General features: G+C 30.1%; 20 protein-coding genes. 14 read left to right on the plus strand and 6 right to left on the minus strand.

All coding sequences use genetic code 11. From position 1 onward, the window contains the following. Positions 1-284 precede the first annotated feature (284 nt). Together KI686_RS15230 and KI686_RS15235 are read right to left on the minus strand one after the other, a co-directional pair. Positions 285-1,265 carry a hypothetical protein gene (locus tag KI686_RS15230; protein ID WP_237590196.1) on the minus strand — a complete coding sequence of 327 codons (981 nt, stop codon included), beginning with the start codon at positions 1,263-1,265 and terminating at the stop codon, positions 285-287. Positions 1,266-1,294: 29 nt separating this feature from the next. Beyond that, a complete protein-coding gene (locus tag KI686_RS15235) occupies positions 1,295-2,245 on the minus strand; it encodes a lipid A deacylase LpxR family protein (protein ID WP_237590197.1) in 951 nt (316 codons plus the stop codon). A gap of 91 nt (positions 2,246-2,336) precedes the next feature. Here KI686_RS15235 and ppk2 (KI686_RS15240) point away from each other — a divergent pair, with 91 nt between their 5' ends. Both ppk2 (KI686_RS15240) and ppk2 (KI686_RS15245) read left to right on the plus strand, forming a co-directional pair. Beyond that, entirely contained in the window at positions 2,337-3,194 is an 858-nt protein-coding gene (gene ppk2, locus KI686_RS15240) for a polyphosphate kinase 2 (RefSeq protein ID WP_237590198.1), read from the plus strand. A 7-nt stretch (positions 3,195-3,201) separates the two neighbouring features. Next, positions 3,202-3,987 carry a polyphosphate kinase 2 gene (gene ppk2 / locus KI686_RS15245; protein WP_237590199.1) on the plus strand — a complete coding sequence of 262 codons (786 nt, stop codon included), beginning with the start codon at positions 3,202-3,204 and terminating at the stop codon, positions 3,985-3,987. On the opposite strand, the gene KI686_RS15250 is transcribed toward ppk2 (KI686_RS15245), so the two are convergent. Beyond that, a complete protein-coding gene (locus tag KI686_RS15250; RefSeq protein ID WP_237590200.1) occupies positions 3,984-4,616 on the minus strand; it encodes a low molecular weight phosphatase family protein in 633 nt (210 codons plus the stop codon). The two genes, ppk2 (KI686_RS15245) and KI686_RS15250, sit on opposite strands and share 4 nt — an antisense overlap. 54 nt (positions 4,617-4,670) lie before the next feature. Between KI686_RS15250 and KI686_RS15255 the strand changes: the two genes are divergently transcribed. The 6 genes from KI686_RS15255 to KI686_RS15280 all read left to right on the plus strand — a co-directional run bounded on the left by KI686_RS15255 (position 4,671) and on the right by KI686_RS15280 (position 12,495). Then, positions 4,671-5,225, plus strand: a complete 555-nt coding sequence (locus tag KI686_RS15255) for a DUF8465 domain-containing protein (RefSeq protein ID WP_237590201.1) — start codon at positions 4,671-4,673, stop codon at positions 5,223-5,225. A 15-nt stretch (positions 5,226-5,240) separates the two neighbouring features. Then, complete coding sequence (locus KI686_RS15260; RefSeq protein WP_237590202.1) at positions 5,241-6,374, plus strand: cysteine desulfurase family protein; 1,134 nt, start codon at positions 5,241-5,243, stop codon at positions 6,372-6,374. A gap of 355 nt (positions 6,375-6,729) precedes the next feature. Continuing rightward, positions 6,730-7,383 (plus strand): beta-phosphoglucomutase, encoded by a 654-nt coding sequence (gene pgmB, locus KI686_RS15265; protein WP_237590203.1) that lies wholly within the window; start codon positions 6,730-6,732, stop codon positions 7,381-7,383. A gap of 1 nt (position 7,384) precedes the next feature. Then, positions 7,385-9,679 (plus strand): glycoside hydrolase family 65 protein, encoded by a 2,295-nt coding sequence (locus KI686_RS15270; protein ID WP_237590204.1) that lies wholly within the window; start codon positions 7,385-7,387, stop codon positions 9,677-9,679. A 13-nt stretch (positions 9,680-9,692) separates the two neighbouring features. After that, positions 9,693-10,649, plus strand: a complete 957-nt coding sequence (locus KI686_RS15275; protein ID WP_237590205.1) for an alpha/beta hydrolase — start codon at positions 9,693-9,695, stop codon at positions 10,647-10,649. Positions 10,650-10,698: 49 nt separating this feature from the next. After that, on the plus strand, positions 10,699-12,495 hold the full coding sequence (locus tag KI686_RS15280) for an alpha-amylase family glycosyl hydrolase (protein ID WP_237590206.1): 1,797 nt from the start codon (positions 10,699-10,701) through the stop codon (positions 12,493-12,495). A 3-nt stretch (positions 12,496-12,498) separates the two neighbouring features. On the opposite strand, the gene KI686_RS15285 is transcribed toward KI686_RS15280, so the two are convergent. Further along, positions 12,499-13,527: a LacI family DNA-binding transcriptional regulator gene (locus KI686_RS15285; protein WP_237590227.1), complete on the minus strand. Its 1,029-nt coding sequence runs from the start codon at positions 13,525-13,527 to the stop codon at positions 12,499-12,501. Between the two features lie 158 nt (positions 13,528-13,685). Here KI686_RS15285 and KI686_RS15290 point away from each other — a divergent pair, with 158 nt between their 5' ends. The 3 genes from KI686_RS15290 to KI686_RS15300 all read left to right on the plus strand — a co-directional run bounded on the left by KI686_RS15290 (position 13,686) and on the right by KI686_RS15300 (position 16,328). Continuing rightward, positions 13,686-14,732, plus strand: a complete 1,047-nt coding sequence (locus KI686_RS15290) for a sugar kinase (protein WP_237590207.1) — start codon at positions 13,686-13,688, stop codon at positions 14,730-14,732. Between the two features lie 11 nt (positions 14,733-14,743). Beyond that, entirely contained in the window at positions 14,744-15,412 is a 669-nt protein-coding gene (locus KI686_RS15295) for a bifunctional 4-hydroxy-2-oxoglutarate aldolase/2-dehydro-3-deoxy-phosphogluconate aldolase (RefSeq protein ID WP_237590208.1), read from the plus strand. 67 nt (positions 15,413-15,479) lie between these two features. Then, positions 15,480-16,328: a DMT family transporter gene (locus tag KI686_RS15300; protein WP_237590209.1), complete on the plus strand. Its 849-nt coding sequence runs from the start codon at positions 15,480-15,482 to the stop codon at positions 16,326-16,328. Here KI686_RS15300 and KI686_RS15305 read toward each other — a convergent pair. Further along, positions 16,325-16,684, minus strand: coding sequence for a hypothetical protein (locus tag KI686_RS15305; protein WP_237590210.1), 360 nt, complete (start codon positions 16,682-16,684; stop codon positions 16,325-16,327). The two genes, KI686_RS15300 and KI686_RS15305, sit on opposite strands and share 4 nt — an antisense overlap. Before the next feature lie 266 nt (positions 16,685-16,950). Then, on the minus strand, positions 16,951-17,346 hold the full coding sequence (locus tag KI686_RS15310) for a hypothetical protein (RefSeq protein ID WP_237590211.1): 396 nt from the start codon (positions 17,344-17,346) through the stop codon (positions 16,951-16,953). A 295-nt stretch (positions 17,347-17,641) separates the two neighbouring features. Between KI686_RS15310 and KI686_RS15315 the strand changes: the two genes are divergently transcribed. From KI686_RS15315 to KI686_RS15325, 3 genes are all read left to right on the plus strand, one after another. Continuing rightward, positions 17,642-20,437 (plus strand): helix-turn-helix and ligand-binding sensor domain-containing protein, encoded by a 2,796-nt coding sequence (locus tag KI686_RS15315; protein ID WP_237590212.1) that lies wholly within the window; start codon positions 17,642-17,644, stop codon positions 20,435-20,437. A 222-nt stretch (positions 20,438-20,659) separates the two neighbouring features. Beyond that, positions 20,660-23,659, plus strand: a complete 3,000-nt coding sequence (locus KI686_RS15320; protein WP_237590213.1) for a SusC/RagA family TonB-linked outer membrane protein — start codon at positions 20,660-20,662, stop codon at positions 23,657-23,659. Between the two features lie 10 nt (positions 23,660-23,669). Next, positions 23,670-25,157 carry a RagB/SusD family nutrient uptake outer membrane protein gene (locus KI686_RS15325; protein ID WP_237590214.1) on the plus strand — a complete coding sequence of 496 codons (1,488 nt, stop codon included), beginning with the start codon at positions 23,670-23,672 and terminating at the stop codon, positions 25,155-25,157. Positions 25,158-25,166: the final 9 nt, after the last annotated feature.

Here is a 25,166-nt window from a genome sequence, read left to right on the forward strand (position 1 = left end):
GTCTTTTTTTCTTTTAAAAGGGTCTGAATAATGACTCTTTCTTTAAGGGTTAATCGTCTATGTTTTTTTACTTCCATTTTACAAATCTATAATTTTAGATTTGTTGCGTTAAGTTATTGAATAGACCAGGTTTTAAAGATGAGTTTTTTTAACGTGTTTGTGTATGGCTTAGTTACGTGGTTTAGAGATTAAGTTAGCAAAAAACCACGAACCTGAGAAAATTCCAGCGGAATTTTCGTACGTAATCTCAAAAAGCAATTAACTATACACCGTGTTGTGCGTAGTTATTTTTCCGTCTGCTTTTGAATCCAATCCATAAGTTCATCTTTATTTATTGAATCCCAAGTTGATTGAGTATTCTTTTTTGTTGATAGATTATCCTCGGGTTGCAATACGATTAATTCGGTGTTTTCATTTCCTGCTAATTTCAATTCAGCTAAAAAGCCAACAATATCTGTCGAATTATTTTCATATAAGGTTCTTAGTTGTTTTGTTAGCTTATATTTTATAGCTGGTTCTATATATGCTCGAACTCCATAGTCTTTGTAAATCTTAATATTTTCATTCTTTTCGTCAGAGTAACTATACGATGAGAAGTTGTGATATTTTTCGGGATTAGTTTTTGGTGTTCCACCCAAATTGGTTTCCAATAGATAGTTTATAAATTTTGGTTCCCAAAGGTCAATTTGGTTAATTCTTATATCACGTTGATGTTGATACCATTTTCTTGTAAAATCCATTGTGAAATTACAAACGACAATGCCTTTAATTTTAAGTTGAAATCCTAAGTCACTCTCTTTTATGAATTTAATATAACGCATAGCTCTATGTCCAACTAAACTTGCTCCTAAAAAGAAAATGTTGTCATTCGGTAAATTATATTTATCAAATACTTCTTGAATTAATTTATGCGTAGAAATCATAGATGATTCAGAAAAGTAAAAATCAAGAGGGATTTCGGTTGAAACTGACAATACAGCAAAGTCTTTTTCCGATGCTTGAGTATACATTTGTTTTGAACTCCTGTTCTTTTTGTCGAACTTTGAATCTTCGAGGAAAATTAATACACCTTTTATTTCCTTATTTTCAGGAAGCATTAGAGTATAACCTTTTTGAATAAAAGGGAAAAAGTCATTTTCTCCTATTCCAATTCTTAGGCTATCATTTTTTACTGGTTCGTAATATTCGACCATTTTCTGTGAAAAAGATTTAGTACTAAAAACAGTCAGGAAGAATAAAAATAATACCTTAAAAGTTGTTTTCATTATCGGTTGTTTTTAATTACGCACAACGGTTAATATAGCAAGTAATTAATTGATATTTTACCGTAAATTTGACCGTTTGTGTATACTAAGTCTTCAGATTTTGCTGTGTTATAGAAGTATGCATAGCCAAAATTAAAACGATTGGCAGTAAACCTTAAACCAGCTTCTAAATTAAAAACTAAAGGTTTTATAGTGTTGGTTACATCGCTGTTTTTGTTTAAAAAACTACCTTCTAAAGTAGCATCGTACATTGCGAATCTAATACTTGGTTTTACATAAATAAAAGATTCAATTTCTCTAAAATTCTTTGTAGAGTTATTGTTTAAGTTGGTATTAAAAGCTATAGAATTTATAATTCTTTGTAAAGGTTTAAGTCCTATTCTAGCTTTAAATCCGGTAGAAATATTTGTGTAAATAGTACCAATTTTAAGTTGATTGGTCCAAGTAAGATCTAATGTGTTTTTTTGTGTTTTAAATAAGGTTTTTAAGTACTTTGCATTTAAATTAATTCCCAAAGCATTTTTTATTTGATATTTCCAACCAGCAGCTTTTTCAAAACCATAAATATTGTGTATAAAATCTTGCGTTTCCCTTGCAAAAGCATTTTCTCCTATGGTACCTAGTTGAATAGAAGTATTAAAAATTTTATCATTCTTATATACTCTATTAATACCAAAACTACCATACAAATAACCAGCAAAAGGTCTGTCATGCAATGCAACAATACCTACGCCAGCTTTATAAGGTGTGTACATTTCTTGACCTAGTTGCCACTCTATTATTTTCTTTTCTAAAGTGGTTTTAGTATTCTTAGAAAGGTATCTATAAGTTAAAAAAATACCGCTAGTATAGTATCTGTCTTTTTTTACTGATACGTACAAGTCATTATCTGTAACAAAGCTAATTTCTTTAGAATATTTTTCTTGAGAAAAGATAAAAGAGGAGATAAAAAAGAAGAAAATTAAACTGAATTTTTTCATACCAAGCAAATATAAAATAAGTTGGTTAAAAAAAGATTTTTTTTGGGGCTTTAATAAAAAAATAGTTATTTTAGAGCACTAATTATATTAAATGGAGACTAAAGATGGATTAAGTGCGGAAGACTTTTTAAATGCGAAAAATAAGGAAGATTTATTAGCTCTAATAAAAGAGAAAAATTCTGTATTTAAAAAAGTTAAAGAAACACTTTTATATAACGAAGAATTAAGATTATTACAAGTAGAACTAGTAAAGCTGCAAAGGTGGGTTTCTGCTAATAATAAACGTGTAGCCATTATTTTTGAAGGAAGAGATGCTGCTGGTAAAGGAGGTAATATTCGTCGATTTATGGAACATTTAAATCCTCGTTCAAGTAGATTAGTTGCTTTAAATAAACCTACCGAAGTAGAAAAAGGGCAGTGGTATTTTCAACGATATATTAAAGAGTTGCCAAACCCAGGAGAAATTGTTTTTTTTGATAGAAGCTGGTATAATAGAGCTGTTGTAGAGCCGGTTATGGGCTTTTGTACAGAAGTACAATACAAAGAGTTTTTAGTGCAAGTGCCAGAGTTTGAGCATATGATGTATGAAGATGGTTTAATTATTATAAAGTTTTGGCTTTCTATTACTAAAGACGAACAATTAAAACGTTTTGAAGGTAGAAAAGAAGATCCTTTAAAAAGGTGGAAGTTTAGTCCAGTAGATAAACAAGGTCAAATTCTTTGGGATCGTTATACACACTACAAAGAAGAAATGTTTTCTAAAACACACACATCTTATTGTCCTTGGATAATGATTAAAACTAATGATAAAAAAGTAGCAAGGTTAGAGGCTATGAGACATGTTTTATCTCAGTTTGATTATGATGGTAAAGAAGATGCTAAAACAGTGTTAAACCCAGACCCTAATGTTGTAATGCGTTATTATAGGTCTAATTCTAATGTAGATTAATATTTTTATGGAAAAACAATTATCAAATAAAAATTTAAAAAAACTAAACTCAAAAAAAGGGTTGTTATCACTGTTAACAAAAGAACCTATTAGTTTAGATAGAGCCATTAGATATGTAGACTATCAAAAGAAATTAGAAAAGTTACAGATAGAATTAATACGTTTACAAACTTGGGCAATAGAAAATAATGAAAGAATAATTATTGTTTTTCAAGGAAGAGATGCTGCGGGTAAAGGTGGTGCAATTAGACGTTTAACAGAAAGAATTAATCCGCGTCATATGCGTATTGTGGCTTTACCAAAGCCAACAGAAGACGAGCAAACACAATGGTATTTTCAAAGATATGTAGAGCAATTTCCAAAAGCGGGAGAAATTGTTTTTTTTGATAGAAGTTGGTATAATAGAGCTGTTGTAGAGCCTGTTAACGGTTTCTGTACACAAGAAGAGTATAAGATTTTTATGAATCAAGTAAACGATTTTGAAAGAATGATTTTAGAATCGGGTATTCACTTGGTAAAAATTTATATGTCTATTTCTAAAAAAGAACAAGCAAAACGTTTTGCAGACATTAAGAGTGATCCATTAAAACAATGGAAAATGACCAAGTTAGATGAAAAAGCCCAAGATCTTTGGGATCAATATACAGAGTATAAAAAGGCAATGTTTGAAAAAACAAACACTAAAGAATCTCCTTGGAAAATAATTAGAGCTAACAGAAAAACAGAAGCTAGGGTTAACGTAATTAACCATATTTTAAATAGAATTCCGTATGATAAGAATTTAGAAATTTAATGTCTTTTTTTATTGATTTCTAAAAAAATAAAATAAATCTCTGCGGCTATTTTTTCGTTTATTTCTAAATATTTTTTGTCTCTCAATTCTGTGTTTTCAGAAGATTGTGGATCCTCAAAAGGAAGATGAAACCTACGTGATGCTTCTGGTATAAAAAGACATTTAGCATTTGCATTATCACAGGTTGTTATCGCAATAAAAGGCGTTTTATTTTCTTTATAATCATATCTTTTAGAAAAAACCAATAGAGTTTTAGATATTCCTTTAAAAGAAATTAGGTATTTAGGGTTTTGATGAGAAAAATCATCTAACTGAAATTTTATACTTGCTTTTTGCAGTGTTTTTATTGTGTTTCTGTTAAATGAAGTTATTTCTGTACCACCAGAAAAACTATTTATATTTAAATTAAAATATTGGGCAGCAAAAAAAGCCCAAACTTGTGCCATTTGGCTTCTTCTAGAATTGTGAGTGCAAATAAAATTTATATTAACAAGCTTATTGTTATTATATTCTTCTATTATTTTATTAGCTATATTTAATAAGATATCTCTCCTTTCACTATTTAGAAATGTTTTTTCGAATGCATTTAAAAAGAATTTCTCTGTAGAAATAGTGGAAGTCATACTCATCGTTATTATTTTTGCTACAAAATACTAACTTCGTAGTTTAGTTAAATTAATTCAATGTTAAGAAAGCGTATAGAAATTGGTGATAAAGTAGCGGTTTTAGACGATGTTTTAAAAGGACGTGTAGTAGAAATTGATGGAGGGAATATTACTGTAGAAACTTTAGATGGTATGATTTACAGGTTTGATAAATCAGAACTAATAGTAATTGAAGTTGATCAACACGAGCTAACTAAGTATTCAGATATAAATAATTCGTTGTTAAAAGAAAAGATACATCAAAATCAAAATAAAAAAAGTCTGTTTAAAAAACAGAAAAACGAAATTATTTTAGAAGTAGATTTACACATTAATAAGCTAACTAAATCTACAAGAAATATGGATAATTATGACATGTTAAATCTTCAGTTAGATGTTGCTAAAAAGAAAATAGATTATGCAGTTTCTAAAAGAATTTCTAAAATTGTTTTTATTCATGGTGTAGGAGAAGGCGTTTTAAAGTCAGAACTTGTAAGATTGCTTAAAAAATACAATGTAAAATTCTACGACGCTTCTTATAAAAAATATGGTCTTGGCGCTACCGAAGTTTATGTTTATCAAAATCATGTTTAATTATAATTTGATGTTATGAATACTGTTTATTTAGATAATGCTGCAACAACACCAATAGATCCTGAGGTTATAGAGGTTATGAGTGCTTCTATGAGCAAAAATTATGGCAATCCTTCGTCTACACATCAAGTAGGAAGAAAGGCAAAATCTGCAGTAGAAACTGCCAGAAAAAATATAGCCAAGCACTTTAATGTAACTGCAAGCGAAATTGTATTTACAGCAGGTGGTACAGAAGCCGATAATTTAATTTTACACAACGCGGTTTTAAATTTAGGAGTTAAAAGAATTATTACCTCAAAAATAGAGCATCATGCGGTTTTACATACTTGCAAGTATTTGGCGGCAACTTATAATGTTGTTTTAGAATATGTTAATGTTAATGATTTTGGAGCGGTAGATTTAGAGCATTTAGAATCTTTATTATCATCATCAGAAGCTAAAACTTTGGTTAGTTTAATGTTTGTTAATAACGAAATTGGTACTGTTTTAAATGTTTCTGAAGTTTGTAAACTATGTAAGCAATACGCTGCTTTTTTTCATTCAGATACTGTACAAGCAATTACACATTATCCAATAGACTTACAGAAAACACCCATAGATTTTATGGTTGCAAGCGCGCATAAATTTCATGGCCCTAAAGGAGTAGGTTTTGCATATTTTAAAAAAGGTTTTGGTATTTTACCAATGTTGCATGGTGGAGATCAAGAAAGAGGAGCAAGATCTAGTACAGAAAATGTACACGCAATATTAGGTATGGAAAAAGCCATAGAAATTGCAATTAATAACTTAGAGGGAGATAAAAAAAAATTAGAGAGTTTAAAAGAATATTTTATTTCTGAATTAAAAAAAGTTTCTAAAGAGATTCAATTTAATGGGTATTTATTAGATTCAGATAAAAGTAGTTATGCCATTTTAAATGTACGTTTTCCTGTAAAAAACAATATGCTTTTATTTAGTTTAGATATGGCTGGTATTGCGGTTTCTGGAGGTTCTGCTTGCCAAAGTGGTAGTAATAAAGGCTCTCATGTTTTAGACGAAATTTTAAAAGGAGAAGAAGCAGATAAAACTTCTGTTCGTTTTTCATTTTCTAAATTTAATACCCTAAAAGAAATAGATATTACAATAAATAAAATAAAAGAGCTGCTATAAGTTAGTCTTTATTTATAGTTCTTATCCGTTGTTTTTTCTGCTTAATTTGTAAATTAGACATTTAACTGGCTTATAAATAGAACAGGTTAAAAACGAACGGAATTCTACATTGAGTTTATAATCAGTTTTCTATCGTAATTTTTAATGTTTAAATAACATTGATATGCCTTTACACTAAAAATTAAAAACACTAAATTAGCTGAAACAATTATAAGAAATATTAGTACTATTTATAGATTAATCAGCTTTATTTTACTTGTTCAAGTCAGTTCTTTTTACGCATTAATAAAGTAGAATATTCATTTCTAAAATGATTGGTTTTGGTTACGTATTTGTATAAATTAAAACAAATTAAATGAAAAGAGGATTTATTTTCGATTTGGATGGTGTTATTGTAGATACTGCCAAATATCACTATTTAGCTTGGAAAAAATTAGCCAACGAATTAGGTTTCGAGTTTACCAAAGAACAAAACGAATTGTTTAAAGGCGTTAGTAGAAAACGTTGTTTAGAAATTTTATTAGAAATAGGAAATAGAAAAGCTACACAAGAAGAATTTGATACTTGGATGATAGAAAAAAATGTAGACTATTTAGAATACATTAAAAAAATGGATCAATCAGAAATTCTGCCAGATGTTCCTAAAATATTACAATATTTAAAAGAAAATAACATTCCGATCGCGTTGGGTTCTGCAAGTAAAAACGCACAACCTATTTTAGAAAAAGTAGGATTATTACATTATTTTGATGCAATTGTAGACGGTAATAATGTAACCAAAGCAAAGCCAGATCCAGAAGTTTTTCTATTAGCAGCAAAACATTTAAATGTAGCGCCAACAGACTGTGTTGTTTTTGAAGACGCTGTAGCAGGTATAGAAGCAGCAAATAGAGCAAAAATGATAAGCATTGGTATTGGCGATAAAAATGTACTTACAGAAGCGCAGTTTAATTTTGTAGATTTTACAGAAATCAGTTTAGATTTTATTAAAGAAATAATAGATAATTAATATGAATCAAGATTATATTATACCAAATGAGTGGTCAATTTTAGAAGAAGGGTTTGATGCTAAAATGGTTAAATCTTCAGAAAGTTTATTTAGTATTGGTAATGGTGTTATGGGGCAACGTGCTAATTTTGAAGAACGATATACCGGAGAAACTTTTCAAGGCAGTTATATTGGTGGTGTTTATTATCCAGATAAAACGCGTGTAGGATGGTGGAAAAATGGTTATCCAGAATATTTTGCAAAAGTTTTAAATGCACCAAATTGGATTGGGATTCATGTTTTAATAAATAATGAAGAATTAGATTTACATACTTGCAAAGAAGTTTTAAATTTTAAGAGAGAACTTAATATGCAAGAAGGTTGGCTGTCTAGAAGTTTTGAGGCGGTGTTGCAAAACGGAATTAAAATTAAGGTAACAACAAAGCGTTTTTTAAGTTTAGAAATAGATGAGGTTGGTGCAATTAATTATAGTGTTACTCCTTTAAATTCGGATGCAAAAATTACTTTTATTCCTTATTTAGATGCAGGTATAAAAAATGAAGATACCAATTGGGATGATCAATTTTGGGATATTTTAAATATTTCTCAAAAAGACGCGCAATCTTTTATAGAAGCAAGAACCATGAAAACACATTTTTATACGTGTACTTTTATGGGATCTAAATTGTTTTTAGATAAAAAAGAAGTTACAGAGGCTTCTAATAATCATCAAACTTCTAGCCTTATTTCTTGTGAATATTCACAAGAAGTAAAAAAAGATCAAACATACAGTATTCATAAATTTGGTGGTTATGTGACAGATAGAAATCATAATAAAAACGAATTGGTTACTGTTGCAAAACAAGTTTTAGATAACGCATTGTCTTTAGGTTTTAATGCTTTGTTGGCAATGCAAAAAGAGTCTTGGGCTAAGATTTGGAGCATGTCTGACATTACTATAGAAGGAGATGTAAAAGCACAACAAGGTATTCGATTTAATATTTTTCAATTAAACCAAACATATTTAGGTACAGATGCCTCTTTAAATATAGGACCAAAAGGTTTTACTGGCGAAAAATATGGAGGAAGTACTTATTGGGATACAGAAGCGTATTGTATTCCTTTTTATATGGCCACCAAAGATCAATCTGTAACAAGAACTTTGTTAGAATACAGATACAATCATCTAGAAAAAGCCATAGAAAACGCAGAGAAACTTGGTTTTAAAAACGGGGCAGCCTTGTATCCTATGGTTACCATGAACGGAGAAGAATGCCATAATGAATGGGAAATTACTTTTGAAGAAATCCATAGAAACGGAGCAATTGCATTTGCAATATATAACTATTACAGATTTACAGACGATTATTCTTACATACCAGAAAAAGGATTAGAAGTTTTAATTGGTATTGCACGTTTTTGGCATCAAAGAGCTACGTTTTCATCTAATAAGAATAAGTTTATGATTTTAGGAGTAACCGGCCCAAATGAATATGAAAACAACATCAATAATAATTTTTATACAAATTATATTGCAACCTGGTGTATTAATTATGCTTTAGAGAATATTAAAATTGTTAAAAAAGATTATGCAACCGATTATATTAGAATAAAAGAAAAAGTAAATTTTTCTGATGAAGAATTATCGCAATGGAAAAAAGTGGCAGATAACATGTATTATCCTTATTCAAAAAAGCATAATATTTATTTGCAGCAAGATGGTTTTTTAGACAAAGAATTAATAACAGTAAAAGATTTAGATAAAAGCCAAAGGCCAATCAACCAAAAATGGAGTTGGGATAGAATATTGCGTTCACCATTTATTAAACAGGCAGATACGTTACAAACTTTTTATATGTTCGAAGATCATTTTTCTGAAAAAGAACTAGAACGTCATTTCGATTTTTACGAGCCATTTACAGTGCATGAAAGTTCTCTATCACCTTGTGTGCACAGTATACAAGCAGCAAAATTAGGAAGAATGGAGCAAGCATATCAGTTTTATTTGCGTACTTCTCGTTTAGATTTAGATGATTATAATCACGAAGTAGAAGAAGGTTTGCATATAACCTCTATGGCAGGTACTTGGATGAGTATTGTAGAAGGTTTTGGTGGTATGAGGGTAGAGTATAATTTGTTGTCTTTTTCTCCAAAAATTCCAAAAGAATGGGTTTCTTATTCATTTAAGGTCAATTTTAGAAATCAAATAATTACTGTAAATGTATCGCAAAACGAAACTTATTTTGAGGTAGATGGAAAAGAAGAAATTAATATTCTTGTCAACGGAGAAAAAGTTACAATTCCACCCAATAACTAATGATTAAATAGATATGAAAAAACTTTTTTTCTTAGCATTCGCTTTTATATTTCTGGGTTATAAATTTCAAGCGCAGCAAAATAAACCTTTATCAAAAATTAAATCTCAGGTTTTAAATCAAGCAGTTTTAGCAGGCGGAAGTTTAATAAGAATAGATAGCTTTCCTTCTAAAAATATTGTGCCTAGAGCAGTAGATGTTTGGTTGCCAAACAATTATTCTCAAGAAAAAAAATATGCAGTTTTGTATATGCATGACGGTCAAAATTTGTTTGATGCAACTACAACTTGGGACAAGCAAGAATGGATGGTAGATGAAGTAGCTACTAAATTAATGGAAGAAGGAGTTGTTAAAGACTTTATAGTTGTTGGTATACATAATATTCCGGCAATTAGATGGCAAGATTTATATCCAGAAAAATCGATAAATTTTTTATCAGCAGAAGACAAGAAAGCATTATTTGCAGAAGCAGAAAAAAACAATTTACGTATAAATTTAACTGGAGATGAGTATCTAAAATTTATTGTAGAAGAGTTAAAACCTTATATAGATAAAACCTTTTCTGTTTATAAGGATAAAGAAAATACTTTTATAGCAGGTTCTTCTATGGGTGGTTTAATGTCTATGTATGCAGTGGCAGAATATCCAGCAATTTTTAAAGGAGCAGCTTGTCTTTCAACCCACTGGGTTGGTGCAATGCCAAAAGAAGATAATAAATTACCAGAAGCAATTTTTGCTTATTTAGAAAGTAAAATATCTGCAATAAATTCTCATAAAATGTATTTTGATTACGGTAATAAAACCTTAGATCAATTTTATCCACAATATGCACCAAGAGTTGATGCTATTTTTCTAGACAATGGATACACTACAGAAAATTTTAAAAATTTATTTTTTGAAGGAACAGACCATTCAGGATTATCTTGGCAAAAAAGAATAGACATTCCTTTGATGTTTTTATTAAAAAAGTAAATTGCTTTAAGAATAGTCAACCGTTTTTTAATAGAAAAACCTCTTAAAAATGATAAAGAATAAAAAAAATAATAAAAAAGCAGTAGTTTATCAGGTTTTTACCCGCTTATTTGGTAACACAAATACAACAAACAAACCTTGGGGTACTATAGAAGAAAATGGCGTAGGAAAATTTAACGATTTTACAGACAAAGCTTTAATTGAGATTAAAAAATTAGGAGTAACTCACATTTGGTATACAGGAGTTCCACATCATAATGTAATTAGAGATTATACAAAATATGGTATTTCTAATGATAATCCAGAGGTAGTAAAAGGGAGAGCTGGTTCTCCTTATGCAGTTAAAGATTATTATAATGTAAATCCAGATTTGGCGGTAAATGTAGAAAATCGTTTACAAGAATTCGAAGATTTAATAGAGCGTTCTCATAAAAATGGCTTAAAAGTTATTATAGATATTGTGCCCAATCATGTTGCTAGAAATTACAAAAGCATTTCTAATCCAAAGGGAGTTAAAAATTTTGGAGAAGATGATGATACTTCTGTTGTTTATAGTGTAGATAATAATTTTTATTATGTGCCTAATACTCCTTTTGAAATGCCCGATTTTTTAAATGGATATCAACCTTTGGGAGGTGAAAAAAGTACTTTTTTTGATGAAAAATTTATAGAAAATCCTGCAAAATGGACCGGGAATGGAGCGCGTGTATCTAAACCACATTTTAATGATTGGTATGAAACGGTAAAAGTAAATTACGGTATTTCTCCAGATGGAAGAAAAGATTTTGATGAATTGCCTAATGGTTTTGAAAATGAAGATTATAAAGCACATTATGAGTTTTGGAAAACAAAAAAAGTACCAAATTCTTGGATTAAATTTAAAGATATTGCTCTTTATTGGCTAGATAAAGGTGTTGATGGTTTTAGGTATGACATGGCAGAAATGGTGCCAGTAGAATTTTGGAGTTTTATGAACTCGTCTATCAAAATAAAAAATCCAGAAGCTTTTTTATTGGCAGAAGTTTACAATCCAGATTTGTATAGAGCTTATATTAGAAAAGGAAAAATGGATTATTTGTATGATAAGGTTCAGTTATACGATACCATAAAACATATTATGCAAGGCCATGGGGTAACAGATTATATTCCGCCAATACAAGAATATCTTAAAGATATAGAACATAATATGCTTCATTTTTTAGAAAACCATGATGAGCAAAGAATTGCGAGTCCTAATTTTGCAGGAAATCCTTTTAAAGCAAAACCTGCAATGGTAGTTTCTGCAACAATTTCTACATCGCCAACCATGCTTTATTTCGGACAAGAAGTAGGAGAGCCAGCTTATGAAAACGCCGGTTTTGGGAGTGCTTCTAGAACCTCAATATTCGATTATGTGGGTGTGCCAACTTTGCAAAGATGGGTAAATAATAAAGAGTTTGATGGTGGGAAATCTACAAAAGAAGAATTAGAATTAAGAGACTTTTATCAAAGGTTATTAAATTTTACAATTAAAAGTGATGCTTTAATGGGAGCTTATTTAGACATCCATCAGCATAATAAATACAATACAGAATGGTATAATAGTAATGTTTTATCTTTTGTTCGTTGGCAAGAAGATGAGCAGTTGGTGGTTGTTTCTAATTTTAATGCTTTTGATACTTATGGATTTGATCTTGGTTTGCCTCCAGAAATTATTCGTAAATGGAATTTAGCAGAAGGAACTTTTATTTTAGAAGATCAATTGTACAACCAATATTCTACAGTTTTAAAAGTGGCAAATAGCCAAGCAACATGTAGGGTAGATGTAAAACCTTTAGAGTCTTTTATTTTAAAAGTAAAGAGGTAAACTTTATTTGTTATTTCTATTAGAAGAATTTCTTTTAATGAGTTCTACATCAAGAATTTTTTTGGTTAGCGTTTGCTTTACATTGTCCTCATCAACATATTTTAAAAAAGCAAGAGCAGCTTGTTTGCCAATTTCTTTGCTGTGTTGCTCTATACTGGTTATAGATGGTGTTACCATTGCGCTAAAAGGTTCGTTACCAAAACCTACCAAAGCAATTTCGTTAGGTACATTAATATTTTCTTCCTTTAAAACTTGTAAAGCCCCTAAAGCAGCATAATCACCCACTACATAAACAGCATCTGGTCTGTTTTTTAAATCGAGTAATTGCTTCATTTTTATTCTTCCATCTTTAATGGTTAAATCACTTTCTATTAGTAATTCATCATTAATAGGTAAAGAATGTCTTTCTAGAGCATCAATATAACCTCTAATTCTATTGTTAAAAATTCGAGTACGTTTAAAACCACCAATATGAGCAATCCTTTTGCAGCCTTGTTCTACAAGATGGTCTACAATTAATTGGCTACTATTATAATCATCAATACCAATATAATCTACATTTAAATCATTTTCTCCACGATCAAATGTTATCAACGGAATTCCTTTCGATTTAATTTTTTCGTAGTGCGATAAATCTACCGTTTGGTTTGCCATAGATGCTATAATACCATCTACTTGTGTATATAATAAAGCATCAATACTATCGCATTCTTTTTTGTAAGATTCGTTAGATTGAGTAATAATAATATTATATCCTTCTTTATTTAACACCTCTTCTATAGTTTGTATTACAGAAGAAAAAAAGTTGCTATTTGTTCTTGGTACAATAACACCCACTAGTTTGCTTTTACCGCTTCTAAGTGCACTTGCTAAATAATTTGGTTGGTAATTTAGGTTTTTAGCAACCTGTCTTACAGCTTCTTTGGTTTTTTCGCTAATACGAGAATCATCATGTAATGCTTTAGAGACAGCAGCAGGAGAAATGTTTAAAACATTTGCAATATCTTTTATAGTGGTTTTCTTTTTGATAATAAAAAAAATTATATCTTTGCTTAATCGTTAAAGCAAAGGTAATACGATTTTTTAAAAACACTTTAAAAGATAAGAAAAATAAGTGTTTTTTTATTTTTATTTACAAATTGCTTAAACGTTTAATCAATTAACTTAAAAAAAGTTTAAATAAAATTAAAATGGGTAAAGTAGTAACATTTGGAGAGATCATGTTAAGATTAGCTCCTCAAGGATTTTTAAGATTTTCTCAAGCGAACAATTTTGACGCTGTTTATGGTGGAGGAGAATCAAATGTAGCAGTTTCATTAGCAAATTACGGAGTAGATGTAGATTTCGTAACTCGTTTACCAAAGAATGACATTGGTGAGTGTGCAATGATGGAAATGAGAAAACGTGGAGTTGGAGTAGATAAAATTGTTTGGGGTGGAGATCGTTTAGGAATTTATTTCTTAGAAACAGGAGCTGTATCTAGAGGTTCTAAAGTGGTTTATGATAGAGCACACTCTGCAATTGCAGAAATAGAATCTGGTATGATAGATTGGGATGCTGTATTTGAAGGATGTGAGTGGTTTCACTGGACAGGTATTATCCCTGCAATTTCTCAAGGTGCTGCAGATGTTACTTTAGAAGCTTTAAAAGCGGCAAGTGCTAAAGGAATTACAATTTCTACAGACTTAAACTATAGAGCTAAATTATGGAAATTCTGTGACGATGCTCATAGAGAAAAAATAATGACAGAATTAACTTCTTACTGTGATATCGTTTTAGGTAACGAAGAAGATGCAGAAATGCATTTTGGTATTAAGCCAGAAGGAATTTCTGTACAAACAGAAGGACACAATGTAAAAGCGGAAGCGTTTTTATCAGTTTGTGAGCAAATGATGAAAAAATTCCCAAGAGCTAAAAAAGTAATTACTACTTTAAGAGGTTCTATTTCTGCATCTCATAACACTTGGGCTGGAGTTTTATTTGATGGTTCTACTTTATACCAAACACGTCAATATCAAATTACAGATATCGTAGATAGAGTTGGTGGTGGAGATTCATTTATGGGAGGTTTAATCTACGGATTATTAAAATACCCAGAAGATGATCAAAACGCATTAGACTTTGCTGTTGCAGCTTCTTGTTTAAAACACACTATTAAAGGTGATGCAAACTTAGTAACTGTATCAGAAGTAGAAAAATTAATGGGTGGTGATGCATCTGGACGTGTAGCAAGATAAAAAAGAATCAAATGGCACAATTTTCAAGATTAGAAGTAGCGCAAGCAATGAAAGATACAGGAATGATTCCTTTATTCTTTCATAATGATATAGAATTAAGTAAAAAGGTATTAAAAGCCTGTTACGATGGTGGAGCTCGTTTAATGGAGTTTACTGCACGTGGAGATTTTGCTCACGAAGTTTTTGGTGAATTAACAAAATATGCCATTGCAGAGTTACCAGGTATGATTATGGGTGTTGGTTCTGTTACAGATGCAGGTCAGGCTTCATTATACATGGCTTTAGGTGCAAACTTTATTGTAACTCCAGTTTTAAGAGAAGATATTGCAATAGCTTGTAATAGAAGAAAAGTACTTTGGTCTCCTGGTTGTGGTACGTTAACAGAAATTACAAGAGCAGAAGAGTTAGGATGCGAAATCGTAAAACTTTTCCCTGGTGATATTTACGGACCTCAATTTGTAAAAGGAATTAAAGGACCACAACAGTGGACGTCTATTATGCCTACAGGTGGTGTTTCTCCAACAGAAGAAAACTTAAAAGGTTGGTTTGATGCTGGTGTAACATGTGTTGGTATGGGATCTAAATTAATTTCTAAAGATATTATTGCTAACCAAGATTATGCAAAGTTAGAGCAAGATGTAAAAGCTGCTTTAGCAATTGTAGAAAAAGTTAGAAAATAATAATATTTTTAACACTAAATAATAAAACCCTTCAGTACTTTTACTGGAGGGTTTCTTCTTTTTTATTATGAAAAATAACAAGGCAATTTTTTACATGATTTTTAGCGTAATGGCATTTGCTATTATGAATGCTTTTGTAAAGTACTTAACATCTTTTAATGTGTATCAGATCGTTTTTTTTAGGTCTATTGGTACTTTGGCATTTACGGTTCCTTTAATTTTAAAAAATAAAATTCCGATTTTAGGAACACATAAAAAATTATTGTTCTTAAGAGGTGTTGCCGGGGTTATTTCTTTAACCTGTTTTTTTCAATCTTTAAATTACTTGGCGGTTGGTACAGCTGTTTCTTTAAGGTACACATCTCCTATATTTGCCGCTATTTTTGCAATGTTTTTCTTAAAAGAAAAAATTAAACCTATGCAATGGCTGCTTTTTGTAGTCGCTTTTATTGGGGTTATAATTATAAAAGGTTTTGGTGGTGAAGTTAAAACAGCAGGTTTGTTGTTTGTTTTGTTTTCAGCTATTTCTTTAGGAGTTATATTTATTGTTATCCGTAAGATAGGAGACAAAGAACATCCGTTAGTAATTATCAATTATTTTATGGTGCTAGCTTTTGTGTTTGGTGGTTTAATGTCTATAAAATATTGGGAAACACCTACATTAATAGATTGGATTTTATTTTTAAGTTTAGGTGTGTTTGGTTATGTTGGGCAGTTATATATGACAAAAGCAATACAGCTTGGTGAAACCAATGTTGTGGCTCCTTTAAAATATTTAGAAGTAGTTTTTATGATTATTGTAGGAGCTGTTTGGTTTAAAGAAGAATATACACTTTGGACCTTATTAGGGATTGCCTTAATTTTATTAGGTTTGGTGTATAATATTTATTTAAAAAACAAAACAAATAAAAACTAGTTTAAAAGGTTTTTAGAATCTGTAACTCTAAAACAATTTTCTGTACCAAGAAATTTAGGATCTCCAAACTCTTCAGACCAAAAGCCTTCTAAGATATCTTTACTTAAACATTTGTAAACGACAGTGCCTTTGTAAATGGTGTTTTCTAAGCCTAAATAATTAAAGTTAATAACAAGAATATTGTTTTTAAAAAAACCGTTTCCAAATTGTTCTTGGCTATCATTTATTGTCCACTTAGCAACAATTCTATAGTTGTTGTCTAAAGATAAATAAAGAAAACCTTTGTAAGAGTTTTCTTCATCGTCTTGGTTACTACCTATTACAGAGAACGTGCCTACTAGATCTTTAATTGTCATTTAGATTTTTTAAAAATAAAATCAAAAGTACTATAATTCTAATAGAAGTTCATTGCAATTTTGTTGATTGATGATTCAAGAAATAAAATACTGAATGTCATATAGAGGTATTAGAGATGACTTGTTTCGTAATTCAAAAATTTTAAGGTGTGATAACCGGTCTTCGCTCTATTATCGTAGTTAAGAAGTGGTAAAATAAACCTTCTAGGTATCATGGTAGAGGTACTTAAAATTTTACATCTACTTAAATCAATTCATTCTATCTTTTAAAAACGTTTTCCAATACCAATACCTAAAGACCAAGTATTAAAATGATTGATACGGTGGTCGTAAAAAACAGTAGGAGAAACATCCCAATGATTGCCAAACTCTATTTCATACTCAATTCCTGTTCTAATCACAAAAAGAGTTTCCTTGTTTTCTAATTCTATCCCACTACCTAATACTAAAACCCATTCTTTGTGAAATTTCCAAAGTCCATCAAAAGTAAAAACAACAGGATATTCTTTTTCTATATAAAGTTGATGCTCTTTTTCTACTTCAAAAGTTTCTAATTCTAAATCGTTATGAAAACCGAATCCCCATTCTTCATTAACCCAATATTCTAAATCTAATCCTATAGAAGGTACAATAACAGTTTTGTTTCCTTCATTAGTGGCCATGGGTATGTACGTTTGACTTAGTACGGGGCTTACTCTAAAATGTTTGAAATGTTCTTGAGAAAAAGACAAGAAACTACTCAATAAAAAGACGATTAAAAGGCTATTTTTTTTCAAAATGTATAATTTTTAATGGGATAAAATTAGAGTGTTTTTAATTTTTAAAACATGATAAATGTTACTGTTATTTTAATAAAAAATCTGTTTTATTGTGCCAGGTGTTAGGAGTATGGATGGTTTTTGCAGCCTTGTTCTGTATTTTTGTTTAATTTAGTAACCAAACATTAGAGAATTAGAGATGTATAAAGGTTTATTTATTTTATTTTTTACGATGCTTTCATATAGCTGTTTTGGGCAAGAATTGCCACCTATTAACACTTATACAGCTAAAGAATATAAAGCGGAAAATCAAAATTGGGCCATTTCTCAAGCAAAAAATAAATTTATCTATGTTGCTAATAACAAAGGTTTATTAGAATTTAATGGAGCAAATTGGCAATTATATCCGACTCCTAATGAAACTATAATGAGAAGTGTAAAAGTGGTAAATGATAAAATTTACACAGGCTTTTATATGGATTTTGGGTTTTGGAAGAAAAATAATTATGGCGAATTAGAGTTTACTTCTATTGTAAAAAGTGAAGGCATTAAAATGCTAGAAGATGAGCAGGTTTGGAATATTTTAGAGGTAGATAATTGGATTATTTTTAAAACTTTAGAAAGAATTTATCTCTATAATGTAGCAACTAAAGAGGTGAAGATTATAAACTCTGACTATAGATTGCATAAACTATCAAAAGTAAAAGGAGTTATTTATTTTCAAGAAGAAAACAAAGGCGTTTTTAAAATTGAACATGGAGTTGCTAAATTGGTTTCTGATCATCAAATTTTAAAAGATGGAGTTGTTGTAGAGTTTTTTAGTCAAGGAGATGAAATATTAGTTTTAACTCAGAAATCTGGTTTTTTCTATTTAAAAAATAATCAACTTGTTAAATGGGAAACACCATCAGAATCTATACTTAATAAAGTAACTATTTACAGTGCTAAATTACTAAAGAACAATGATTATGCTTTAGGTACTATTTCTGATGGTTTTATTTATTTAAAGAGTAATGGTGTTATAGATTATCAAATAACCCAAAGTTCTGGATTAAATAATAATACACTGCTTTCTGTTTTTGAAGATGTAGATAATAACATTTGGTTGGGTTTAGATAATGGTATTAATTGTGTTAATAACAGTTCGCCTATTAAGATTCATACAAATAAAGTGAATTTTATAGGTACTATTTATGCCTCTGTACTTTATAAAGAAAAACTGTATTTAGGAACCAACCAGGGTTTATTTTATAGAAATCAAAATTCTGATGATGCATTCAAGTTGGTAAAAAATACGCAAGGTCAGGTGTGGAGTTTGTCCGTTATAGATAATCAATTGTTTTGTGGTCATACATCTGGTACTTTTTTGGTAGATAATGACACTTCTACATTAATATTTAATAAACAAGGTACTTGGCGATTTAGTAAAATAGATGACAATACAATTTTACAAGGTACTTATGACGGTTTGTATATTTTAAAAAAAGCAAATAACAAATGGTCTTTAAGAAATAAAATAGAAGGCTTTAATAATTCTAGTAAGTATTTTGTAAAGTATGATGCGCATCAATTTTTTGTAAACCACGAGTACAAAGGTGTTTTTAAAATTACTTTAGATAAAGAGTATACAAAAGTTGTAAGTTTAAGTAAAGAGGAATCTTTAACTAAAGGTTTGCATTCTAGTCTTGTATCTTATTTAGATAAAATATTGTACACCAGTAAAAAAGGAGTCTTTTTGTACGATAGAGAAAAAGATGTTTTTAAAAGAGATACAGTTTATAGTCAATTAATTTCAGAAGAGGATTTTATTTCAGGAGAATTAATTTTTAGCAAACAAAAGAATACACTTTGGTCTTTTTCTAAGAATAATATTAAATATTTAAGACCGGGTAAATTAAGCAATAAACCAATTGTTAAAAGCATTCCATTTTCTAGTGCAATGCCAAAGGCAGCTTATGGGTACGAAAATATTATTCATTTAGGTAAAGATAAATACCTTATTGGTACATCTAGTGGTTATATAATTATCAACTTAAATCGTTTAGAAGTAAATAGGGAGTTTGATCTTAAAATTAATAAGATAAATAATTTTGTTTTAGATCAACCAAAAGTAAAAGTAGATCTAACTTCTAAACAAGACTTTTTATATAAAGAGAATAATTTTGAATTCTTTTATAGCGTGCCCAATTATAGTAAGTTTATAGATATAAAATATCAATATCTTTTATCAGGAAAAAGTGAACAATGGAGTGATCTTTCAGATGCGGAATCTGTATTGTTCGAAAACGTGTCTTATGGTAATTACATTTTTAAGGTAAGAGCTGTAGTAGATGGTAAAATACTCGGCAAAGAAGCTTCTTATCATTTTACAGTAGGCAAACCTTGGTATTTGTCTACTACTTTTGTGGTACTATATATTGTATTGTTTTTATTTGCTTTTTATTTGGTGCATGCTGCATCTAAAAGATATTACAGAAAACAACGAGTAGAACTGCTAGAAAAAACAAACAAAGAGTCAGAGTTAAGAGAATTAGAAAATTCTCAGAAGCTTATTAAGCTGAATAATGAAAAGTTAAAAAGTGATATAGAAAGTAAAAATAGAGAATTGGCTACTTCTACTATGAATATCATTAAAAAGAATGACTTTTTAAATATGATTAAAAATGAGTTGATAAAAGGTGATGCTAATAGCGTAAGTAAAGTTGTGAAAATTATTGACCGAAACTTAAATAATAAAGATGATTGGAACATGTTTCAAGAAGCATTTAATAATGCAGATAAAAACTTTCTAAAAATAGTAAAAGAAAAGCATCCAACTTTAACACCTAACGATTTACGACTTTGTGCTTATTTAAGATTAAATCTTACTTCTAAAGAAATTGCACCTTTATTAAATATTTCTACACGAAGTGTAGAGGTTAAAAGGTATCGATTGAGAAAAAAAATGGAATTACCTCATGATTCTAATTTAACAAACTACATTTTAGAGCTGTAACTTCCCCTACATTTTAAGTTTTTACCTATACAATACCACAACAAAGGTAATTTAGCATTAAAATATGTTAATTAAATACATATTTAAAATCGCCTTGTTTATTGGCTATTTAATGATTTTACTAGGTTTAATTTGCGATGTATGTTTTTTGTAGGGGTTATTTTTACGATTTAACTAATTATTAACGGTATTTTTATGATGAAATAATAAATACCCTTATTCATGAGAAAAAAAATAACATTATTACTCCTTTTATTGATAGGTTTTTTTGCGAGTGCACAAACTTTAAATGTAAAAGGTGTTGTTAAAGATGCAAAAACAGGCGATCCCTTACCTGGAGTAAGTATATTAATAAAAGGAACAACAGTAGGTACGCAAACCGATTTTGATGGACTATACAGTTTTACGAAAGTAAAAAAAGGAGAAACTCTTGTATTTAATTATTTAGGATATACTATAGTAGAAGTTTTAGTTACTAAAGAAACCATTGATGTCTCTTTAGAAGAATCTGCAGAAACTTTAGATGAAATTGTTGTAGTAGGTTATGGTAAGCAAAAAAGAAAAGATGTTACAGGTTCTGTTTCTATTGTAGGAGAAGAAACATTAAATGTATTAAAACCCATAGATGCTACTTCTGCATTACAAGGTACAACATCTGGTGTTGCTGTAAACTTGTCTTCAGGAGCGCCAGGAGCTAAGGTAAATATTTTAATTAGAGGGGTTAGTTCTAATACTAACAACCAACCTTTAACAATTGTAGATGGTTACGAAGGAGATTTAAATAGTATCAACCCTAATGATATAGAATCTATTACAGTGCTAAAAGATGCACAAGCTGCAATTTACGGTATTAAAGGGGCAAATGGTGTTGTTTTGGTTACTACAAAAATTGGTAAAAAGAATAAAAAAGCAATTGTAAAGTATGATACTTATGCCGCTTTGCAACAAACTACCAAAAAGTTAGACTATTTAAACGCCACAGAATATGCAGTGGTTTTAAATGAAGCGTATGCTGCAAGCGGGCAATCAATTCCTTATACAAATTTAAGTGATTTGGGTAAAGGTACAGATTGGCAAGATGAATTGTTTAATAATGCAATGCTTATTAATCATAATATTAGTTTAGCTGGAGGAGGAGATAATTTTAGGTATTTTGTAAGTGCTTCTCGTACAGAACAAGACGGTATTATAGCTAAAGATAAATCTAATTTCGAAAGAAATAATATAAAAATAAACATAGGGATAGATATTACAGAAAAATTAAACTTCTCTTTAATTTCTAACTACTTTACAAGTACTTCTAGAGGTTTTGATGGTTCTTTATTGTTTAATGGTTTAAATTATGCACCTACTTTTGGGGTGGATGAAGATGATACAAATAATTTTTTAGGGATAGAAGTTGTAAACCCTTTATCATTGTTAAGTAATACTTATGGAGAAACAAATGGAAACGGAATTGAAGGTAATTTTAAATTAGAGTACAAACCAATTGAAGGTTTAAATGTGGTTTCTCGTGTTGGTTATAAAATTTATAACGAAAAGCTTCGTTCTTTTACGCCAATTCAAGATTATGGATCTAGTAAAGTGTATAACAAAACACAAAGTTCTGTATATCAATATAAAACAACGTCTTCAAGAGTCTTGTGGGAATCTTTTGCTACTTATCAAAAAACCTTTGCTAAAAATCACAATACTAGTTTTACAGTAGGTACTAGTGTACAGAATGATTTATTTGATGGTATTTATGTAACAGGTTTTGATGTGCCTAACAACTCTTATGAATTTGCAGACATTAGTTTAACAAACACACAAAGCGAGCAAAGAAGTTTAAATACAGGAAATAGTGATATTAGATTAACGTCTTATTTTGGTAGAGTTCAATATGATTATAAAGGAAAATATTTATTTTCTGGATTAATAAGAAGAGACGGAGCTTCTGTTTTTGCGGAAGATAAAAGAGTAGACAATTTCTGGTCGGCTACTTCTGGGTGGAAAATTTCTGATGAAGAATTTTTAAAAGATAGCAAAACAATTTCGTTTTTAAAATTAAGAGCAAGTTATGGTACTTTAGGAAACTTGGTAGGTAATAACTTATACAGATCTTTATTAAATGGAGAAGGTACTTATGTTTTTGATGGTAGTTTGGTAGATGGTGTAGCACAAGGAGGTTTGCCAAATCCTTTAGCTACTTGGGAAACTGCGGTAAAATTAGATATAGGTTTAGATTTAAATTTATTTGACGATAAACTAACATTTGTTGCCGACTATTTTGAGGAAACAAGAAAAGATTTATTGATAGAGAGTTTTCCTGTGTCTGGTTTGTTAGGTGCTGGTGCTGCAGGAGGTTCTAATCCAACAGTAAATGCAGGTACTTCTAAAAATACAGGTGCAGAATTAGCAATTAATTACAATGCTATTGCTAAAAATAATTTTAGTTTAAACTTTGGTTATAACATAACTTATGTTAAAAATAAGGTAACCGATGTTTTAGATGATGCTTTTGTAGAAGGAGGTAGTTTTGGTGTAGGTAATCTAGCGCCTTCTAGAATGGAGGTTGGGCAACCGATAGGTTATTTTTACGGATTAGTATCCGACGGTATTTTTCAAAATCAAGCAGAAATAGATGCGCACCCTAGTCAATCCGGTTTAGGGGCGTCTACATCACCAGGAGATATAAGGTATAAAGATACCAACAATGACGGTGTTATAAATTTTGATGATAGGGTTAATATTGGTAAACCTCAAGCAGATTTTTACATGGGCTTTAATGTTGCTGCTAAATATAAAAATTGGGATTTTACCTCTTATTTATACGCAGAGTTAGGCAAAGATATTGTTAGAAATTACGAACGTTTTTTACCAAATGTTAATAAACCAGCTTATTATTTAGATAGATGGACAGGAGCGGGAACTAGTAATTCTGTACCAAGATTAACAAATGACGCAACAAATAATAAGTTGTTTTCAGATTTCTTTGTAGAAGATGCATCATTCTTGCGTATGCAAAACATTCAAATAGGATATAGTTTTTCTCAAAACTTATTAGAAAAAATAGGTTTGTCTAAGTTAAGATTATACAGTTCAATCAATAATTTATTTACACTAACAGATTATTCAGGTTTCGATCCTTCTATAAATGATGGTGCAATAGGCGCAGGTATAGATTCTGGTAACTATCCATCGGCAAGACAGTTTTTATTAGGATTAAATGTTGAATTTTAAAAAAGAAAAGATGAGAAATTACAATCAAAAAATAAAATTAGGAATCATCTTTATAGCTAGCTTATTTGTTTTAAGTGCGTGCTCAGATGATTATTTAGATGAAGCTAAAACATATGCAGAAGATTCAGAATCTTACTTTAATTCAGAAACAGATTATTACAATGCTTTAGTAGGTGCGTACGATCCTTTACAGTCTACATTTATCAATGTTTTAATGGGAGAAATCGCCTCTAATAATACTTTATGTGGTGGAGAAAGTGCAACAGATGTACCTGGTTATCAACAAATAGATGATATGACACATACTCCTGTAAACGATCAGCTTCAAAACCTTTGGAACTGGATGTTTGGTGGTGTTAACAGAGCAGCATACATTATAGAATTTAAAGACAAAACAGAATTTACAGGCAAAGAAGTAATTATCGGAGAGGCTTATTTTTTAAGAGCCTATTATAATTTCGAATTGGTAAAGTGGTTTGGAGACATTCCAATCAAAGCAGAAGGACGTTTTGAGTTGGGTGATGAAAAAACAATACCAAGATCGCCTAAAGAAGATGTTTATGCATTAATAGAATCAGATTTAGAATATGCTGTTGCTAATTTATCGTATACAGCTCCAGAAGTAGGTAGAGCTACAAAAGGAGCAGCAGAAGCTTTATTGGGAAAAGTTTATTTATATCAAGAAAAATTTGATGAAGCTGCCGCTGTTTTAGAAAGTGTCATTAATAACGGAGGTTATGTTTTAGAATCTGATTATAATAAAATTTTTGAATTTGATGGAGAAAACGGTACAGGATCTGTTTTCGAAATTCAATATACAGATACAGAAGGTGCTGGTTTTGAGTGTTTGCAATGTAGCGAAGGAAACGTAGCGGTAGGTTTTCAAGGAGTTAGAGGTTACGAAGGAGATTTGTTTACTTCTGGATTCAGTTTTAATGTGCCAACACAAGAAGTTGTAGATGCTTTTGAAGAAGGAGATCTTAGAAAAGAAGTCGCCATTTTAGATATAGCTGCTTGGGCTGCAGAAACAGGAGCAACTTATACTACAGGTTATGAGCATACGGGATATTTTAACAGAAAATATTTACCAAGAAAAAGAAGCGAAGATGCTGCAGGAGATTTAAACCTTACCAATCCTAATAATTACAGAGCTATTCGTTTTGCAGATGTTTTATTAATGGCTGCAGAAGCAAATAATAGAAAATCAAGTGCCGATGATACAAAAGCTAAATTGTATTTAAATAGAGTAAGAGAAAGAGCTTTTGGTAATTCTAATAACAATATAACTACAACGGGTTCTAATTTAACATCTGCAATTTACAATGAACGTAGAGTAGAGTTGGTAGGCGAGGGTCATCAGTTTTTCGATTTAGTAAGAACAGGCAGAGGAGCACAAATACCAGGTTTTACAACAGGGAAAAATGAAGTTTTTCCTATTCCGATAGAAGAAATACAGTTTTCTCAAGGTAACTGGACGCAAAATAATAACTATAATTAATATTTAGAA

Source organism: Polaribacter sargassicola (assembly GCF_021991835.1).
Lineage (GTDB): Bacteria > Bacteroidota > Bacteroidia > Flavobacteriales > Flavobacteriaceae > Polaribacter > Polaribacter sargassicola.

Coding starts and splice junctions, on each gene's coding strand:
- KI686_RS15255 (WP_237590201.1), top strand. CDS start 4,671: ATGTTAAGAAAGCGTATAGAAATTGGTGATAAAGTAGCGGTTTTAGAC.
- ppk2 (WP_237590199.1), top strand. CDS start 3,202: ATGGAAAAACAATTATCAAATAAAAATTTAAAAAAACTAAACTCAAAA.
- KI686_RS15280 (WP_237590206.1), top strand. CDS start 10,699: ATGATAAAGAATAAAAAAAATAATAAAAAAGCAGTAGTTTATCAGGTT.
- KI686_RS15230 (WP_237590196.1), bottom strand. CDS start 1,265: ATGAAAACAACTTTTAAGGTATTATTTTTATTCTTCCTGACTGTTTTT.
- KI686_RS15310 (WP_237590211.1), bottom strand. CDS start 17,346: ATGGCCACTAATGAAGGAAACAAAACTGTTATTGTACCTTCTATAGGA.
- KI686_RS15325 (WP_237590214.1), top strand. CDS start 23,670: ATGAGAAATTACAATCAAAAAATAAAATTAGGAATCATCTTTATAGCT.
- KI686_RS15250 (WP_237590200.1), bottom strand. CDS start 4,616: ATGAGTATGACTTCCACTATTTCTACAGAGAAATTCTTTTTAAATGCA.
- KI686_RS15260 (WP_237590202.1), top strand. CDS start 5,241: ATGAATACTGTTTATTTAGATAATGCTGCAACAACACCAATAGATCCT.
- KI686_RS15290 (WP_237590207.1), top strand. CDS start 13,686: ATGGGTAAAGTAGTAACATTTGGAGAGATCATGTTAAGATTAGCTCCT.
- KI686_RS15315 (WP_237590212.1), top strand. CDS start 17,642: ATGTATAAAGGTTTATTTATTTTATTTTTTACGATGCTTTCATATAGC.
- KI686_RS15295 (WP_237590208.1), top strand. CDS start 14,744: ATGGCACAATTTTCAAGATTAGAAGTAGCGCAAGCAATGAAAGATACA.
- pgmB (WP_237590203.1), top strand. CDS start 6,730: ATGAAAAGAGGATTTATTTTCGATTTGGATGGTGTTATTGTAGATACT.
- ppk2 (WP_237590198.1), top strand. CDS start 2,337: ATGGAGACTAAAGATGGATTAAGTGCGGAAGACTTTTTAAATGCGAAA.
- KI686_RS15275 (WP_237590205.1), top strand. CDS start 9,693: ATGAAAAAACTTTTTTTCTTAGCATTCGCTTTTATATTTCTGGGTTAT.
- KI686_RS15235 (WP_237590197.1), bottom strand. CDS start 2,245: ATGAAAAAATTCAGTTTAATTTTCTTCTTTTTTATCTCCTCTTTTATC.
- KI686_RS15320 (WP_237590213.1), top strand. CDS start 20,660: ATGAGAAAAAAAATAACATTATTACTCCTTTTATTGATAGGTTTTTTT.
- KI686_RS15300 (WP_237590209.1), top strand. CDS start 15,480: ATGAAAAATAACAAGGCAATTTTTTACATGATTTTTAGCGTAATGGCA.
- KI686_RS15270 (WP_237590204.1), top strand. CDS start 7,385: ATGAATCAAGATTATATTATACCAAATGAGTGGTCAATTTTAGAAGAA.
- KI686_RS15305 (WP_237590210.1), bottom strand. CDS start 16,684: ATGACAATTAAAGATCTAGTAGGCACGTTCTCTGTAATAGGTAGTAAC.